The organism is Citrobacter sp. L55 (assembly GCF_002850715.1).
Lineage (GTDB): Bacteria > Pseudomonadota > Gammaproteobacteria > Enterobacterales > Enterobacteriaceae > Citrobacter > Citrobacter braakii.
Window position 1 is genome coordinate 293,990 of sequence record NZ_KZ559400.1, and the last position, 15,670, is coordinate 309,659.

Annotated in this window: 14 protein-coding genes and 1 pseudogene; 8 read left to right on the forward strand and 7 right to left on the reverse strand. The window is 54.4% G+C overall.

The window, feature by feature from the left end; all coding sequences use genetic code 11:
• Positions 1 to 95 precede the first annotated feature (95 nt).
• The 8 genes and pseudogenes from nudI (at position 96) to arnF (ending at position 8,162) form a co-directional block, all read left to right on the forward strand.
• Positions 96 to 521: a nucleoside triphosphatase NudI gene (nudI, locus tag B9P82_RS05845; RefSeq protein WP_016153813.1), complete on the forward strand. Its 426-nt coding sequence runs from the start codon at positions 96 to 98 to the stop codon at positions 519 to 521.
• A gap of 265 nt (positions 522 to 786) precedes the next feature.
• Positions 787 to 1,925: pseudogene (gene arnB / locus B9P82_RS05850) on the forward strand (UDP-4-amino-4-deoxy-L-arabinose aminotransferase).
• A gap of 2 nt (positions 1,926 to 1,927) precedes the next feature.
• Positions 1,928 to 2,911: an undecaprenyl-phosphate 4-deoxy-4-formamido-L-arabinose transferase gene (arnC, locus tag B9P82_RS05855; protein ID WP_101700087.1), complete on the forward strand. Its 984-nt coding sequence runs from the start codon at positions 1,928 to 1,930 to the stop codon at positions 2,909 to 2,911.
• Positions 2,908 to 4,890 (forward strand): bifunctional UDP-4-amino-4-deoxy-L-arabinose formyltransferase/UDP-glucuronic acid oxidase ArnA, encoded by a 1,983-nt coding sequence (gene arnA, locus B9P82_RS05860; protein WP_101700088.1) that lies wholly within the window; start codon positions 2,908 to 2,910, stop codon positions 4,888 to 4,890. Before arnC ends, arnA begins: the two co-directional genes overlap by 4 nt.
• On the forward strand, positions 4,887 to 5,789 hold the full coding sequence (arnD, locus tag B9P82_RS05865) for a 4-deoxy-4-formamido-L-arabinose-phosphoundecaprenol deformylase (protein WP_019077280.1): 903 nt from the start codon (positions 4,887 to 4,889) through the stop codon (positions 5,787 to 5,789). The genes arnA and arnD overlap by 4 nt, the downstream gene beginning before the upstream one ends.
• Positions 5,786 to 7,444, forward strand: coding sequence for a lipid IV(A) 4-amino-4-deoxy-L-arabinosyltransferase (gene arnT / locus B9P82_RS05870; protein ID WP_101700089.1), 1,659 nt, complete (start codon positions 5,786 to 5,788; stop codon positions 7,442 to 7,444). The genes arnD and arnT overlap by 4 nt, the downstream gene beginning before the upstream one ends.
• Positions 7,441 to 7,776, forward strand: coding sequence for a 4-amino-4-deoxy-L-arabinose-phosphoundecaprenol flippase subunit ArnE (gene arnE / locus B9P82_RS05875; RefSeq protein WP_016153819.1), 336 nt, complete (start codon positions 7,441 to 7,443; stop codon positions 7,774 to 7,776). The genes arnT and arnE overlap by 4 nt, the downstream gene beginning before the upstream one ends.
• On the forward strand, positions 7,776 to 8,162 hold the full coding sequence (gene arnF / locus B9P82_RS05880) for a 4-amino-4-deoxy-L-arabinose-phosphoundecaprenol flippase subunit ArnF (protein WP_049281482.1): 387 nt from the start codon (positions 7,776 to 7,778) through the stop codon (positions 8,160 to 8,162). The genes arnE and arnF overlap by 1 nt, the downstream gene beginning before the upstream one ends.
• 2 nt (positions 8,163 to 8,164) lie before the next feature.
• Here the strand turns inward: arnF and pmrD are convergent, their stop codons facing one another.
• The 7 genes from pmrD to menF all read right to left on the reverse strand — a co-directional run bounded on the left by pmrD (position 8,165) and on the right by menF (position 15,587).
• Positions 8,165 to 8,428 carry a signal transduction protein PmrD gene (gene pmrD / locus B9P82_RS05885; RefSeq protein ID WP_101700090.1) on the reverse strand — a complete coding sequence of 88 codons (264 nt, stop codon included), beginning with the start codon at positions 8,426 to 8,428 and terminating at the stop codon, positions 8,165 to 8,167.
• 95 nt (positions 8,429 to 8,523) lie between these two features.
• Positions 8,524 to 9,948 carry an o-succinylbenzoate--CoA ligase gene (gene menE, locus B9P82_RS05890; RefSeq protein WP_094761636.1) on the reverse strand — a complete coding sequence of 475 codons (1,425 nt, stop codon included), beginning with the start codon at positions 9,946 to 9,948 and terminating at the stop codon, positions 8,524 to 8,526.
• Positions 9,945 to 10,907, reverse strand: coding sequence for an o-succinylbenzoate synthase (gene menC, locus B9P82_RS05895; protein WP_101700091.1), 963 nt, complete (start codon positions 10,905 to 10,907; stop codon positions 9,945 to 9,947). The genes menE and menC overlap by 4 nt, the downstream gene beginning before the upstream one ends.
• Positions 10,907 to 11,764, reverse strand: a complete 858-nt coding sequence (gene menB, locus B9P82_RS05900; protein ID WP_003027671.1) for a 1,4-dihydroxy-2-naphthoyl-CoA synthase — start codon at positions 11,762 to 11,764, stop codon at positions 10,907 to 10,909. The genes menC and menB overlap by 1 nt, the downstream gene beginning before the upstream one ends.
• Before the next feature lie 14 nt (positions 11,765 to 11,778).
• Positions 11,779 to 12,537, reverse strand: coding sequence for a 2-succinyl-6-hydroxy-2,4-cyclohexadiene-1-carboxylate synthase (menH, locus tag B9P82_RS05905; protein WP_101700092.1), 759 nt, complete (start codon positions 12,535 to 12,537; stop codon positions 11,779 to 11,781).
• Positions 12,534 to 14,204 (reverse strand): 2-succinyl-5-enolpyruvyl-6-hydroxy-3-cyclohexene-1-carboxylic-acid synthase, encoded by a 1,671-nt coding sequence (gene menD / locus B9P82_RS05910; protein WP_049042370.1) that lies wholly within the window; start codon positions 14,202 to 14,204, stop codon positions 12,534 to 12,536. Before menD ends, menH begins: the two co-directional genes overlap by 4 nt.
• Before the next feature lie 84 nt (positions 14,205 to 14,288).
• Positions 14,289 to 15,587 (reverse strand): isochorismate synthase MenF, encoded by a 1,299-nt coding sequence (gene menF, locus B9P82_RS05915; protein ID WP_101700093.1) that lies wholly within the window; start codon positions 15,585 to 15,587, stop codon positions 14,289 to 14,291.
• Positions 15,588 to 15,670 lie beyond the last annotated feature (83 nt).

The window sequence follows — 15,670 nt, forward strand, 5'->3', positions numbered from 1 at the left end:
TTATTCGTCGATGAAGCGTTTTTTCTACCGCCAGCAAAAGGTAAGATGCGTGCACGATGGAATTTTCTATACCTCCCCCTACAAGGATTCGACTTATGCGCCAAAGAACAATTGTTTGCCCATTAATTCAAAACGATGGCTGTTATTTACTGTGCAAAATGGCTGACGACCGCGGTGTGTTCCCCGGTCAGTGGGCGCTTTCTGGCGGCGGCGTTGAACCGGGTGAACGTATTGAAGAAGCTTTGCGCCGTGAAGTAAGAGAAGAGCTGGGCGAACAACTGGTGTTATCAGATATTACGCCATGGACCTTCAGTGACGATGTTCGCACCAAAACGTACGCCGATGGCAGTCAGGAAGAGATTTATATGATTTATCTCATCTTCGATTGTGTGGCGGCTAATCGTGAAGTGAAGATTAATGAAGAATTCCAGGCATTCGCCTGGGTTAAAGCGGAAGATCTCGGCTCCTACGATTTAAATATCGCCACGCGTAAAACGTTAACCTTGAAAGGGTTACTGTAAGTTATCATTTTAATAGCGGCATTGCGCGCATCAGTCTGCAGATAACAGCAATGTCGCCCAAACTACTCAAGAACCTACATGATCTTTTTTTCATTAAGATAAATAAAAAACACGCTATTCCTCTCTCTTTCCCAAACCTTAAACTCTTAAGGATAAATTAACCTTCCGTCATTACCCTTTGAAGCCTGATGAAATAATTAACGACGCCCCTGTTTATCACTAAAAATAAAACGTCGGTGGCGTTAAATGGCTTGAAGGAATAATGATGTCTGACTTTTTGCCTTTCTCTCGCCCGGCAATGGGGGCTGAAGAACTTGCTGCGTGAAGACGGTTCTGGACTCTGGATGGATAACCACCGGCCCGAAAAATCAACAGCTGGAAGAAGCCTTCTGCCAGCTCACGGGAAATCAACACGCCGTCGCCGTCTGCTCCGCTACGGCAGGAATGCACATCACGCTGATGGCGCTGGACATCGGTGCAGGCGATGAGATTATTACACCGTCAATGACGTGGGTTTCTACCCTCAACATGATTGTCCTGCTGGGTGCGACGCCAGTCATGATCGACGTCGACCGCGATACGCTCATGGTCACACCGGAGCAAATTGAGGCCGCCATCACCCCGCGAACCAAAGCCATTATTCCGGTACATTACGCAGGCGCCCCCGCCGACCTGGACGCGATTTATGCCATTGGCGAACGCTATGGCATTCCGATTATAGAAGATGCGGCCCACGCCGTAGGGACGTTGTATAAAGGTCGTCATGTCGGCGCGCGCGGCACGGCAATATTCTCGTTTCACGCCATCAAAAATATTACCTGCGCCGAAGGCGGGTTGATCGTTACCGACGACAGCCAGCTTGCCCAACGGCTTCGCAGCCTGAAGTTTCACGGTCTGGGCGTTGATGCCTTTGATCGACAAACCTATGGCCGGGCGCCGCAGGCCGAAGTGCTTGCGCCAGGGTACAAGTACAACCTCACGGATATCAATGCCGCCATTGCGTTGGTACAGCTAAATAAACTGGAACACCTGAACTCACGCCGGGCGCAAATTGCCCGCGAGTATCAACAGGCGCTGGCCGATACGCCATTTCAACCACTGAGTCTGCCCCAGTGGGCGCACGTTCACGCCTGGCACCTGTTCATCATTCGCGTTGACGAAGCCCGCTGCGGTGTGAGCAGAGATGCCTTAATGGAAGCGTTAAAGGCCAAAAATATCGGCACCGGTCTGCATTTTCGTGCGGCCCATACGCAAAAATATTACCGCGAACGCTTCACTACCCTTTCGCTCCCCAATACAGAATGGAATAGCGCGCGCATTTGCTCACTGCCGTTATTCCCCGACATGACCGCCGATGACACCCAGCGGGTAATTACGGCACTTCGCGAGATTGCAGGACAATAACCATGTTTGAAGCAGCACCGATCAAAAAAGTCTCGGTGGTCATTCCCGTTTTTAATGAACAGGAAAGCTTGCCAGAGTTAATCAGACGCACCAGCGCTGCCTGCGAAAAATTGGGCAAAGACTATGAAATTCTGCTAATTGATGACGGCAGCAGCGACCATTCCGCTCAGCTGATGATGGACGCTTCCCAGGCACCGAACAGCCATATTGTTTCTATTTTATTGAATCGCAATTACGGGCAACACTCGGCGATTATGGCCGGTTTCAGTCATGTCACCGGCGACGTGATCATCACACTGGATGCCGATTTGCAAAACCCGCCGGAGGAGATCCCACGGCTGGTCGCCACCGCAGATGAAGGCTTCGATGTGGTCGGCACGGTACGTCAGAACCGTCAGGACAGCGTATTTCGTAAGACCGCATCGCGAATGATTAACCATCTGATTCAGCGCACCACCGGTAAAGCGATGGGCGACTACGGTTGCATGTTACGCGCTTATCGCCGCCACATCGTCGATGCCATGCTGCATTGCCAGGAGCGCAGCACCTTTATCCCGATTCTGGCCAACATTTTTGCCCGGCGCGCTACGGAAATCCCGGTACACCATGCAGAGCGTGAATTTGGTGACTCCAAATACAGCTTTATGCGTCTGATCAACCTGATGTATGACCTGGTGACCTGTCTGACCACAACGCCACTTCGTATGTTGAGCCTGTTGGGCAGCATAATCGCCGCCACTGGCTTTACCTTGTCTATCCTGCTTGTAGTTCTGCGTCTGACGCTCGGTCCACAGTGGGCCGCGGAAGGGGTATTCATGCTGTTTGCCGTCCTGTTTACCTTTATCGGCGCACAGTTTATTGGCATGGGTTTACTCGGCGAATATATCGGTCGCATCTATAACGATGTCCGCGCCCGCCCCCGTTATTTTGTTCAACACGTTATCCGCCCACAAACCACGCAGCCAACCGAGGAAAACCGCGCATGAAAGCCATCGTATTTGCCTATCACGATATGGGATGTCAGGGTGTCCAGGCTTTGTTGGATGCAGGTTATGAAATCGCTGCCATTTTCACGCACACCGATAATCCGGGCGAAAAAGCATTTTTTGGATCGGTTTCCCGCCTTGCCGCCAGCGCCGGAATTCCGGTTTACGCCCCGAACGAGGTCAATCATCCCTTGTGGATTGAACGCATTAGCCAACTGGCGCCGGATGTTATCTTCTCGTTCTACTATCGCCATTTACTGAGTGATGAGATCCTCAGTCTTGCGCCTGCCGGGGCTTTTAATCTGCACGGTTCGTTGCTGCCGAAATACCGTGGTCGCGCGCCGCTGAACTGGGTATTGGTCAATGGCGAAACCGAAACCGGCGTCACGCTTCACCGCATGGTCAAACGCGCGGATGCTGGCGCCATTATTGCTCAGCAGCACGTCGCTATTTCGCCAGATGACGTGGCGTTAACGCTGCACCATAAATTGTGCCAGGCTGCGCGTCACCTGCTGGAACAGGCACTGCCCGCGATTAAAACCGGGGATTATGCAGAACGCCCCCAACAGGAAGCAGATGCTACCTGTTTTGGTCGCCGTACACCGGAAGATAGCTTCCTCGACTGGAACACACCTGCCGCGGAGTTGCATAACCAGGTCCGCGCCGTCAGCGATCCGTGGCCGGGCGCATATAGCTATGTCGGCACACAAAAGTTCACCGTCTGGTCATCGCGCGTTTGCGTAAATGACTCAGCGACCCAACCGGGTACCGTCATCTCCGTTTCTCCTTTGCTGATCGCCTGTGGCGATGGCGCCCTGGAAATTATTACCGGACAAGCTGGCGATGGTATTGCAATGCAAGGCTCGCAACTGGCGCAGGTTCTGGGCCTGGTTCCAGGCTCCCGCCTGAACAGCCAGTCGGTTGCCACCAGCAAATGCCGTACCCGTGTGCTGATCCTTGGCGTTAATGGCTTCATTGGTAACCATCTGACCGAACGCCTGCTGCAAGAAGATCATTACGAAGTGTATGGGCTCGATATTGGCAGTGACGCCATTGGACGTTTTCTGCAGCATCCGCGATTCCACTTCGTCGAAGGCGACATCAGCATTCACTCCGAATGGATTGAATACCATGTTAAAAAATGCGACGTCGTGCTGCCGCTGGTGGCGATCGCAACGCCAATCGAATATACCCGCAACCCGTTGCGCGTATTTGAGCTCGATTTTGAAGAGAACCTGAAAATCATTCGCTACTGCGTGAAATACCGTAAGCGCATCATTTTCCCGTCAACGTCCGAAGTCTACGGCATGTGTACCGACAAAGTCTTCGATGAGGACAGCTCGAATCTGATCGTCGGTCCGGTGAATAAACCACGCTGGATCTACTCCGTTTCCAAGCAGTTGTTGGACCGCGTAATCTGGGCGTACGGCGAAAAAGAGGGATTGCGCTTCACCCTGTTCCGCCCGTTTAACTGGATGGGGCCGCGTCTGGACAGCCTAAACGCCGCGCGTATCGGCAGCTCACGCGCCATTACCCAACTGATCCTCAATCTGGTGGAAGGTTCACCGATTAAGCTGATTGAAGGCGGCAAGCAAAAACGCTGCTTTACCGACATTCGGGATGGTATCGAAGCCCTGTACCGCATCATTGAAAACGAAGGCGGACGCTGCGACGGTGAGATTATCAACATCGGTAATCCGCAGAACGAAGCGAGTATTCAGGAACTGGCAGAAATGCTGCTTACCTGCTTTGAAAAACATCCATTGCGTAACCACTTCCCGCCGTTTGCCGGTTTCCGTGACGTCGAAAGCAGCAGCTACTATGGTAAAGGTTATCAAGACGTTGAACATCGTAAGCCCAACATCCGCAATGCGAAACGCTGCCTGAACTGGGAGCCCACCATTGAGATGCAGGAAACGGTAGAAGAGACGCTGGACTTCTTCTTACGCAGTGTGAATATCACGGAACACACATCATGACCCAAGTCGGCTTGCGCATAGATGTCGATACTTTCAGGGGGACGCGCGAAGGCGTACCCCGCCTGCTGGAGACATTGAACCGACATAACGTGCGTGCAAGTTTTTTCTTTAGCGTTGGACCGGACAACATGGGACGCCATCTCTGGCGTCTTGTGAAACCACAATTTCTGTGGAAGATGCTGCGCTCAAACGCCGCATCACTTTACGGATGGGATATATTGCTGGCGGGAACCGCCTGGCCGGGAAAAGAGATCGGCCAGGCCAACGCGGCGATCATTGCGCAAACCGCCCTGCTTCATGAAACCGGTCTGCATGCCTGGGATCACCATGCCTGGCAGGCGCGAAGCGGAAACTGGAATGACAAACAGCTGATTGATGATATTTCACGAGGCATCACGGCCCTTGAAACTCTTATCGGACAACCCGTCACTTGTTCTGCCGTTGCCGGATGGCGTGCCGACGATCGCGTCGTCCACGCCAAAGAAACGTTCCATCTGCGTTATAACAGCGACTGTCGGGGAACGTCGTTATTCCGTCCGGTGCTGACGTCCGGGAAAACAGGTACGCCGCAAATTCCCGTCACGCTACCCACCTGGGATGAAGTGGTTGGTCAGGAAGTCCAGGCGGTGGACTTCAACGCTTACATTCTCTCCCACATCCAGATGAGCAGAGGAACACCGGTGTATACCATTCATGCGGAAGTTGAAGGCATCGCCTTTCAGCAGAATTTTGACGAGCTGCTTACTCGCGCCGCAGACATGGGGATAACATTTTGCCCGCTCGGCGACCTGTTACCGGACGATGTCAGTTCGCTGCCAACAGGGCAGATCGTGCGTGGCAAAATACCCGGCAGAGAGGGATGGGTCGGCCGCCAACAACCAGTGAGCGTGACAAGATGAAACATACTGTCCGCTACACCCTGGCATTTATCGCTTTTATTGCGCTGTATTTTATTCTCCCCATCAACAGCCGCCTGCTGTGGCAGCCTGATGAAACGCGCTATGCCGAAATCAGTCGGGAAATGCTGACCTCTGGCGACGGGATCGTTCCGCACTTTTTAGGGCTGCGATATTTTGAAAAACCGATTGCCGGATACTGGTTAAACAGCATCGGGCAATGGCTGTTTGGCACCAATAATTTCGGCGTCAGAGCAGGAGCCATCTTTGCCACTTTGCTGACGGCGCTAATGGTAGCCTGGCTTGCCATGCGGTTGTGGCGGGATAAGCGCACCGCCGTACTCTCTTCGGTTATCTTCTTAACGTTTTTTTCGGTTTACAGCATCGGCACCTACGCGGTACTTGATCCCATCATTGCGCTCTGGCTAATGGCGGGCATGTGCTGCTTTTGGGAGGGGATGCAAGCCACCAGCAGAATGCGCAAAATTACCGCCTTTCTGCTGTTAGGGTTAACCTGCGGCATGGGCGTGATGACCAAGGGTTTCTTGGCACTCGCCATTCCTGTACTCAGCGTACTGCCGTGGGTTTTCGTACAAAAGCGCTGGAAAGATCTCATTATCTACGGTCTGCTGGCAGTAGTCGGTTGCATCGTGACTGTGCTGCCTTGGGGAATAGCGATTGCCCGGCGTGAGCCGGATTTCTGGCATTACTTCTTCTGGGTTGAACATATTCAACGCTTCGCGCAGGAGGATGCCCAACATAAGGCCCCCGTCTGGTACTACATTCCGGTATTGGTGGCTGGCGCATTACCGTGGCTCGGGCTGCTCCCCGGCGCGCTGCGTACGGGCTGGCGTGAACGGGATGTTCCGCGCAGCGCACTGTACCTGCTAAGCTGGATTATCATGCCAATCCTGTTTTTCAGCATCGCGAAAGGAAAACTGCCGACCTATATTCTTTCCTGCTTCGCGCCGCTGGCAATATTGACGGCGCGTTTCGGCCTGCAGGCCGCGCAAAAAGGCGCAACCGCGCTGCGCGTGAATGGCTGGATCAACGTTCTGTTCGGTGTAACCGGCATTGTCGCCACGTTTATTGTTTCTACACTGGGTCCATTAAAGACGCCGGTCTGGTCACATATCGAAACGTATAAAGTGTTTTGTGCGTGGGGCATTTTTATCATCTGGACGCTCTTTGGCTGGTATACGCTAAATAACCGCGAGAAGAACTGGACGTTCGCAGCGCTGTGTCCATTAGGCCTGGCACTGTTGTTTGGCTTCTCCATTCCTGACCGGGTGATGGAATCTAAACAGCCACAATTTTTTGTCGAGATGACCAAAGAGTCGCTGGAGTCGAGTCGTTATATTCTCACCGACAGCGTTGGCGTCGCCGCGGGGCTGGCCTGGAGCCTGAAGCGTGACGACATCATAATGTACGGACAAACGGGCGAGTTAAAATATGGCCTTAACTACCCGGATGCCCAAGGGCGTTTTATCGGTCGGGGGAACTTTGCCGAGTGGTTAGCGCAACATCGTCAGCAAGGAAACATTACGCTCGTGCTTTCAGTCGATAAGGATGAAGATATTAATCGACTTGCTATCCCTCCCGCTGACTATATCGATAATCAGGGGCGTCTGGTCCTGATTCAGTATCGGCCGAAATGATCTGGATAGCTTTAGTTCTCGCCAGCCTGCTCAGCGTCTGCGGTCAGTTATGTCAGAAGCAGGCGTCGCGACCCGTTCCCGTTCGAGCGCGAAAACGCCACATTACGCTATGGATTGGGCTTGCTCTGGCAAGTCTCGGTCTGGCCATGCTGCTATGGCTGGCGGTGCTGCAGAACATTCCGGTCGGCATCGCCTACCCCATGCTGAGTCTTAATTTTGTATGGGTGACTCTGGCTGCCTGGAAAATCTGGCGCGAACCCGTCACCCCACGCCACTGGCTGGGAGTGGGGTTAATCATCACCGGCATCTTTATTCTTGGGAGTGCGGTGTAATGGGCATCTTTTGGGGATTATGCAGCGTTATTATCACTTCAGCCGCCCAGTTGAGTCTCGGCTTTGCGATGGATAATCTGCCGCCAATGCTGCAGCCGCAGCAATTCATTTCCGCCGTATTCTCTCTTAGCGTCAGCGCATTTGCTCTGTATGCCGGACTGGCAGGGTATTTACTGTCGGTGATTTGCTGGCATAAAGCGCTGCACCAGCTCGCACTGAGCAAAGCGTATGCCCTGCTCAGCCTGAGCTATGTACTGGTGTGGGTTGCATCAATGATCCTGCCCGGCTGGCAGGGAATATTTTCAGCGAAAGCGCTCGCCGGAGTGCTGTGCATCATGGCAGGGCTACTGACGATTTTTTTACCTTCACACCAGCGCCAACCCTGAGATTATTTATCTTCAGACAGTCGTAACAGGCGTTCCCATTCGTCGCACATGTACTGTCTGGCATCAACTATTTTGATTAACCGTGAGGTATCGCGATTAATGCAATACAGTGCATCTTTCAGCGGTGAAAGGAGGTCTCCGGGCTTAACCCACTCGGAAGATTGCGCCTCAGCCACCATCTTTAGCGAACCGCCGCTATCACAAAGTACGATATAGAGCCTGCCTGCTTTTTTGTGACAGCAAGACTTCTTCACATGCCATTCCATAGCGCACCTTTTGTTAAAAAATTTCACAGCAGGTTACACTTTAGCAGATAAACAAAATGACAATAGCGACTCAATGGCGAAAGTGAGAAATGTAATTACTGTTTGCTTAATTTTAACAATGAAGCACTTACCCAATCTGACAGCGCACGACGAGAAATTTTAATCCCTCCGGATTTTAGTTCGGGTGGCAATGTCAGCCAGCATACCGGTTGCTGAAAGCGGGCCAGCTTATCTTTCACCCACTCAGCCAGATTGGTGTCACCGGCATTGGTGTCATACTCAACGACCGCCACCGGGCGATGACCAAACTCTTTGTCTTCTATCGGCACAATGAAGGCTTGCAGAACATGCGGATGCGCAGCAATCACGCGTTCCACCTCTTCCGGCTGTATGCCTTCCCCGCCGCTAAAGAACAGATTGTCCATCCGACCGACAATGGTTAACTTGCCGTCCTTCAACACCCCGCGATCGCGGGTGGCAAACCAGCCTTCCGCGTTTACTAAAGGAATCAGCTGCCCGTTACGCCAGTAACCTTGCGCCATGCTGGCGGCACGCAGCCAGACTTCACCATCAACGATTCTGACTTCTCTGCCTGCCAGGGGCGACCCCACATCCGCCAGGCCATCCGCCTCTTTCGCACAGACCGTAGAAGCAAACTCCGTTAAACCGTAACCGCACCAGCAGCGAATCCTTTGCTCGCGCGCCTGTTCCGTCAATTCAACAGGAATTGCCGCGCCCCCCAGGAGCACTGCTTTGAGCGTTACCGCCGTTTTGTTGACCAGCAGGCGCCACAGCTGCGTGGGCACCAGCGAAGCATGAGTGCATCCAGCCAGCATTTGCTCCAATGGTTGCTTGTCGCGCACGGTCATTCGTGCCCCGGCAAACAACCAACGCCACAAAATACCCTGGCCGGAAACATGAAACAGCGGCAGCGAGAGCAGCCAGTCATCTTCAGCGTCAAACGGCATTAATGACAACACGCCCTGCGCGCTTGCCAGATGAGCCTGACAGGTATGCACCGCTGCCTTTGGCAATCCGGTAGAACCTGAGGTTAACGTCATCGTGCTCAACCGCTGGGGTAACCACGCGGCGGCATGCTTGCCTGGCACTGCCTGCATCTGCAACGGATGGAGTCCCGTGAGAACATTAGCGGTCTCCAGATCCATCGCAAAACGCAGCGTTAAGTCCGGGACCAGCGCGTCAAGCAGCGATTGAGGCAGCTGTGGGTTCACAGGTAAAACCCGCGCCCCACATTGCAACAATGCCAGCCAGGCCAGCAAAGCACGCGGATGATTCCAGGCGCGAAGCAGGACGCCATCGCCCTCTTCCACGCCCTGAGCGGCAAAACCGCTGGCCAGATGGTCAACGCGCGTGCAGAGCTCGCTCCAGCTTAATACTTCATCGTTGAGGCGTAGAGCAGGCACCTCTGCACGAACCTGTCGCCAGTGACGCCACGGCCAGTCATCGGGTTGTACCAGGCCCGATATGCTTACGCTATCGGGCATTTCCCGCTGGGTCATAGCAGGCGTTCCAGCGCATCAACATCGATACACGGCAATGCGCTACCCGGCCAGGTGCGTACCTGCTGGCACTGCATCAGGCTCAGGGTATCCAGCCCCGGAATGGTCTGCGGCGTCAGCCAGGCGGCAATTCGCGCCAGTTGGGTTAAGCCCAGGCTCGACTCGATCGACGAACTAATAACAGCGGTGAGACCAAGTGCATGCGCCGCTGCCACCTGTTCGCGCACTTTATCGAGACTGCCCGTCAGCGTAGGTTTGATAACCACTGCCTTGACGCCCTCTTCGGCTTCGAAGATGAAATCCGCTTCACGCAGGCTTTCATCCCAGGCAATGGCAATGCCGGTTTCACGCGCAAAAGCACGAGAGTCATCGCGGGTTTTGCATGGCTCTTCGAGAAAAGCGATGCGCCCGCGGTACTCTGGATTAACGTACTTCGCGAACTGCTGGGCTTTCAACGGCGTCCAGGCTCGGTTGGCGTCAAGTCGCAAATACAGCTCCGGGATAGCCTCAAGCAGCAGGTTGGCGACCATACCGTCACGAACCGCTTCATACAGTCCGACCTTGATCTTCGCTACTTTTTCACCCGGCATGTCCGCCAGTTGCAGTACCAGATCATCAGGATCGCCCGTACACAGCGGCGCTGCACGGTAGTCTGCGTCCTCTGGCAATACGCCAGCCAGTTCGGCCAGCGCACAGCTTGCGCCAAAGGCGACCGAAGGCAGCTGCGGTAAGGAAGAATCCCCCTGTAGCCAGCCGTTGACCCAGGCCAGCAGCTCGGTTTGCGCCTCTTCCCAGCTCTCCTGACTGAAGCCCGGCAGCGGGGAGATCTCTCCCCACCCTTCGCGCTCGCCGTCACAAAGGCGAACGTACAGCCCATCACGCGTTTTTAACCGCCTGTCGCGCAGAATCACCCCCGCGTCCATGGGGATCTGCCAGCGGTATACCTGCGCGCTACGCATTACGGATTCCGTTTAAATTTGCTGAAATCCGGCTGACGTTTCTGGTTAAAGGCGTTACGGCCTTCCTGACCTTCTTCCGTCATGTAGAACAGCATGGTGGCGTTACCCGCCAGTTCTTGCAGACCAGCCTGACCATCGCAGTCGGCGTTCAGTGCAGCTTTCAGGCAGCGCAACGCCATCGGGCTGTTTTGCAGCATTTCACGACACCAGCGTACGGTCTCTTTTTCCAGATCGGCCAGCGGAACCACGGTGTTTACCAGGCCCATATCCAGCGCTTGCTTCGCATCGTACTGACGGCACAGGAACCAGATTTCACGCGCTTTTTTCTGACCGACAATACGCGCCATGTAAGAGGCACCCCAACCGCCATCGAAGGAACCAACTTTCGGACCGGTCTGGCCGAAGATGGCGTTTTCAGCCGCAATGGTCAGGTCACACATCATGTGCAGCACATGGCCGCCGCCGATAGAAAAGCCTGCAACCATCGCCACTACCGGCTTCGGACAGGTACGAATCTGGCGCTGGAAGTCCAGTACGTTCAGGTGATGCACACCGGAATCATCCTGGTATCCGCCGTAGTCACCGCGCACTTTCTGATCGCCACCAGCGCAGAACGCTTTGTCGCCAGCACCGGTCAAAATAATCACGCCAATGTTGTCATCGTAGCGAGCATCCGCCAGCGCCTGGATCATCTCTTTCACGGTGACCGGACGGAAGGCATTGCGTACCTGCGGACGATTAATGGTGATTTTTGCGATACCGTCGGTGGATTTCTCGTAGAGAATGTCGGTGTAGCCTTCAGAGCAATCGTGCCATTCTACCGGTGCGTAAAGCATTGTTTCATCAGGATAGATCATAAAATGTCCTATAGTCAGCGATGCAGAATCTGAGCCAGACAGTCCACCACGCCAGCGGGATTGTCCCGATGCGCGTTGTGTCCGGCATTACGAATCACATGGCTTGGTACGGATATTTCCGCCGCCAGAGCACGGAATTTATCGTCACGTTCACCACATAAATAATAAAACGGAAATGTGCGCGTAGTGAGTTGCGCACGTAAATCAGGTTGTACGGCTAGCGAGGTGGCCTCCAGCATCGCTGCCAGCGTATGCCCGTTATTCTGGCTACGCAGTGCGACCAGCGCTTCTCTTTGCGCCGCATTCAGCGAGGAAAAAACCGGCTGTTGATACCAGTCAATAAACACCTCGCACAACGGCTCAGCGCGAAAACGCGCAGCCCAGCGACCATCAGAGAGGCGACGCTGAACGCGCGCCTCCTCACTTTGCAAGCCTGGATGTCCACCTTCAACCACCAGACCGCACAGTCCTGGCATCTCCTGACAAGCCGCCATCATCGCGACTCTGCCGCCAAGAGAGTAACCTACCAACCAGTATTTAAGTATGTTGTAACTAAGCAGCGTGTTACGCAGCAAAGCGCTTACGTCGTCGAATCCGCTCACGCTGATGTCAGCGGAGCCACCGTGTCCCGGCAGGTCGATATACAGCCGCGAATAATTCTTAAACGCTTCGCCAACCGTCTGCCATTCCCGACAATCACCGGAAAAACCGTGCAGGAAAACCAGCCAGGGAAATCCCGTTTGGCCCACTTTCGCCTGCGCGTGCAGGATCATAGATGGCTTACCTGCGCCAGCAGTTGCTGCAGGGTTTGCGCCCCGTCAGTTTCGTTTACCACCAGCTCAATCACCGTTGCCGCCGGAGTACGCCAGGCGTTAGTCAGCGCGCTTTCCAGTTGCTCCCAGTTTTCCGGGCGCTGGTATTTAAGGTTAAACATGGCGGCAGCATGCTCAAAATGCACGTTCTGCGGCATCAGGTAGAACCGTTCGCGTTCGCTTGCTGGCGTCGGCAACAGGGAAAAAATTTGCCCGCCGTTATTATTGACCACTATCAGGACAAACGGCGCGGAAACCTGGCGCAATAACGCCAGCGCATTGAGGTCATACAGCGCAGATAAATCGCCGACGATAGCCAGCGTCGATTTCGCGCTGGCGCGCTGTACGCCTGCTGCCGTTGACAGCAGGCCGTCAATGCCGCTCGCGCCACGGTTGCTATAGACCGGGTAACCCGCCGGAAGCTGCGACAGCGCATCAATCAGGCGCACCACCAGGCTGTTGCCCACGAACAGTTGCCCCTGCTCCGGTAAGTATTCGCGGATACGGTGGGCTAATTGCGCTTCACCAAACGCGTCGCGACGGGCTTCTACCGCCTGCCAGGCCAGTTGCGCCAGGCGTGGGATCTCCACGCACCAGGGCTGACGTTTCTCCGCCGGATGCAACTCCAGCCAGTCGCCAACCGTCGCTACCAGCCTGCGCCCACGATGGTGAGCCGGATCGAGGCGGCCTTCGATATTATCGACAATCCAGTATTCCTGCGGATCACAGCTGGCCTGCCATTGCAGGAGCCGTTTTCCGGTCAGGCTACTGCCAAGCTGCACCACAATCTGCGCCTGCTGTAATTCAGTGACCGCTTTCGCATTTCCCAGCCACAGATCGGCGCACGGCAAAGGTTGTCCGGTTTGCGACAGAACATCGCCAATCAGCGGCCAGCCTAGCATCTGCGCCCACTGCGCAACCTTTTTGCCCTCTTCCGCGCTCATGCGGCCTGCAACAACAACGCCGCGTTTTTGTCGCCAGAAAAACCAGTCACGCTGTTTGTCGCTTTCCAGCCGACGCGCTTCACGCAGCCAGGGTTTATCATCCTGCCACCAGTCGCCAAGGCGCTGCTGCCAGTCAATCCCCGTTTCGTCCATGTCGCCATACAGCGGTTCCGCAAATGGGCAATTGATATGAACCGCCCCGCTATGCAGCGCAGCTAAGGCGTTATCAATGGTGGATACCAGCCAACTAGCCGGAATGTTCTGAGTCGGGCGCGGTAAAGAGAGCGTTTGCGATGGATGCGAGGCAAACATTCCGGCCTGACGAATCGCCTGGTTAGCGCCGCAGTCGATAAGCTCAGGAGGTCTGTCAGCCGTGAGTAGAATCAGCTTTTCACCGGTCAGGCCCGCTTCAATCAACGCGGGATACAAATTTGCCACCGCCGTACCGGACGTCACAATCACAGCGACAGGCTGCCGGCTGACTTTTGCCAGACCTAAGGCCAGATGCCCAAGGCCACGCTCATCAAAATGAGTATGGTGAATAAAAGCGGGGTTTTCCGCAGCCGCCAGAGTCAACGGTGTAGAACGAGAGCCAGGGGCAATGCAGACATGCCTGACGCCGTGGCGAGTGAGTGCTTCCAGAATGACCGCCGCCCAGCGTCGGTTAAATGCGCTTACTGACATGAGATTGTCCGGTATCAATATTGCGACACAGTATAAAGAATCGAATAAATGGATTTTTGATATGAGTCGGTAATATACAACTCATTACCCTTCCATCTGTAATAAAGTGCGCAGTCCTGCCGCTTTATTGTCTATTTCTTGCCATTCCTGTTCAGGATCTGAACCACGCACGATCCCTGCCCCGGCATACAGGCGTATCACATTTTCACTAATTTTCGCCGACCGTAATGACACGCAAAACTCGCTTTGGCGCAGAGAAAGGTAACCCGCAGAACCGGCATACCACTCGCGTTCAAACGGTTCATTTTGTTGGATAAATTCACGCGCCAGCTCACGCGGAATACCTGCGACTGCCGCCGTGGGCTGGAGTTGCATCAGACAAAGCGTATCATCAGCCTGATTCAGTTCCGTCCAGATACAGCGGCGCAGGTGCTGCACTTTGCGCAGTCTAAGCACCTGCGGCGGCAGCACATCAAGAGTTTGCGTACAGCCTTGCAGACGCTGGCAAATATCTTCGACCACCAGCATATTCTCGCGCTGGTTTTTATCATCTTTCATTAGCCATTCCCCCAACTGCCAGGCCCGATGATCCTCAGGGTGGTTGGCAACGGTTCCCGCCAGCGCCTCGGTGCGCAGCGCCGTGTCACGCCGCCGATACAGCCGTTCAGGGGAAGAACCAAGAAACGCACACTTTGCGGAGAACGCCATAAAGAAATGGTAGCAGTTCAGGTTTAGACGACGACTGGAAGCCATCACGGCCGCGGCGTTAACCGACTGAGAAAACTGTAAATCGGTCGCCCGCGCCAGCACGACCTTATCGAGTTGTTCCCCATTGATCGTTTGCGTGGCGAGTTTTATCAGGTCTGTCCAGCCAGTTTTATCCGGCCAGTTCTGTTCTCCCGTCAAACGCAGACGCAATGCGGGCAGCGGCTTTACGTTAGCGAGCGATGAGATAAACGCCAGCGCCTGCGCGGCGTCTTCACGCAGCGACACGTCGCTAAAGAGATGTAAGCGTAAGCTCGCCACCCCGGCGCAACGTCGCCACTCCAGCCGTGGCAATAACAAATGGCCGCGCTGAGGCTCAAAGGCATTCAGGCCCCAGATACGCAGGTCAGGATTATCATTATGCTGATGTAAAAAATGCTGGGCTAATTCGAGAGAGGAAAATGTAGCAACAGCGCCCAGTACGGCGGCTTCTTCATCGCCATTACGCTGTTGCCAGTAAAACTGGGGCCAGACGGGTTGACTGGCCAGCCATCCTAAAGCGTCAAACGCATCATTCAGTGGGAAAGGGATATCGTAAATACGAATTCCAGGTGCTGCTGGTATCTCTTGCGACAAATGACGCATCAGACTTTCCAGCGCAGTAATGATTGAATGCACGCGGACCTCTCCCTGTTAAAAACCTCACATTATACGGGGTACTGAGCAGAAAAAGCAGTACCCCCAGTTAGGGAGTACGTACA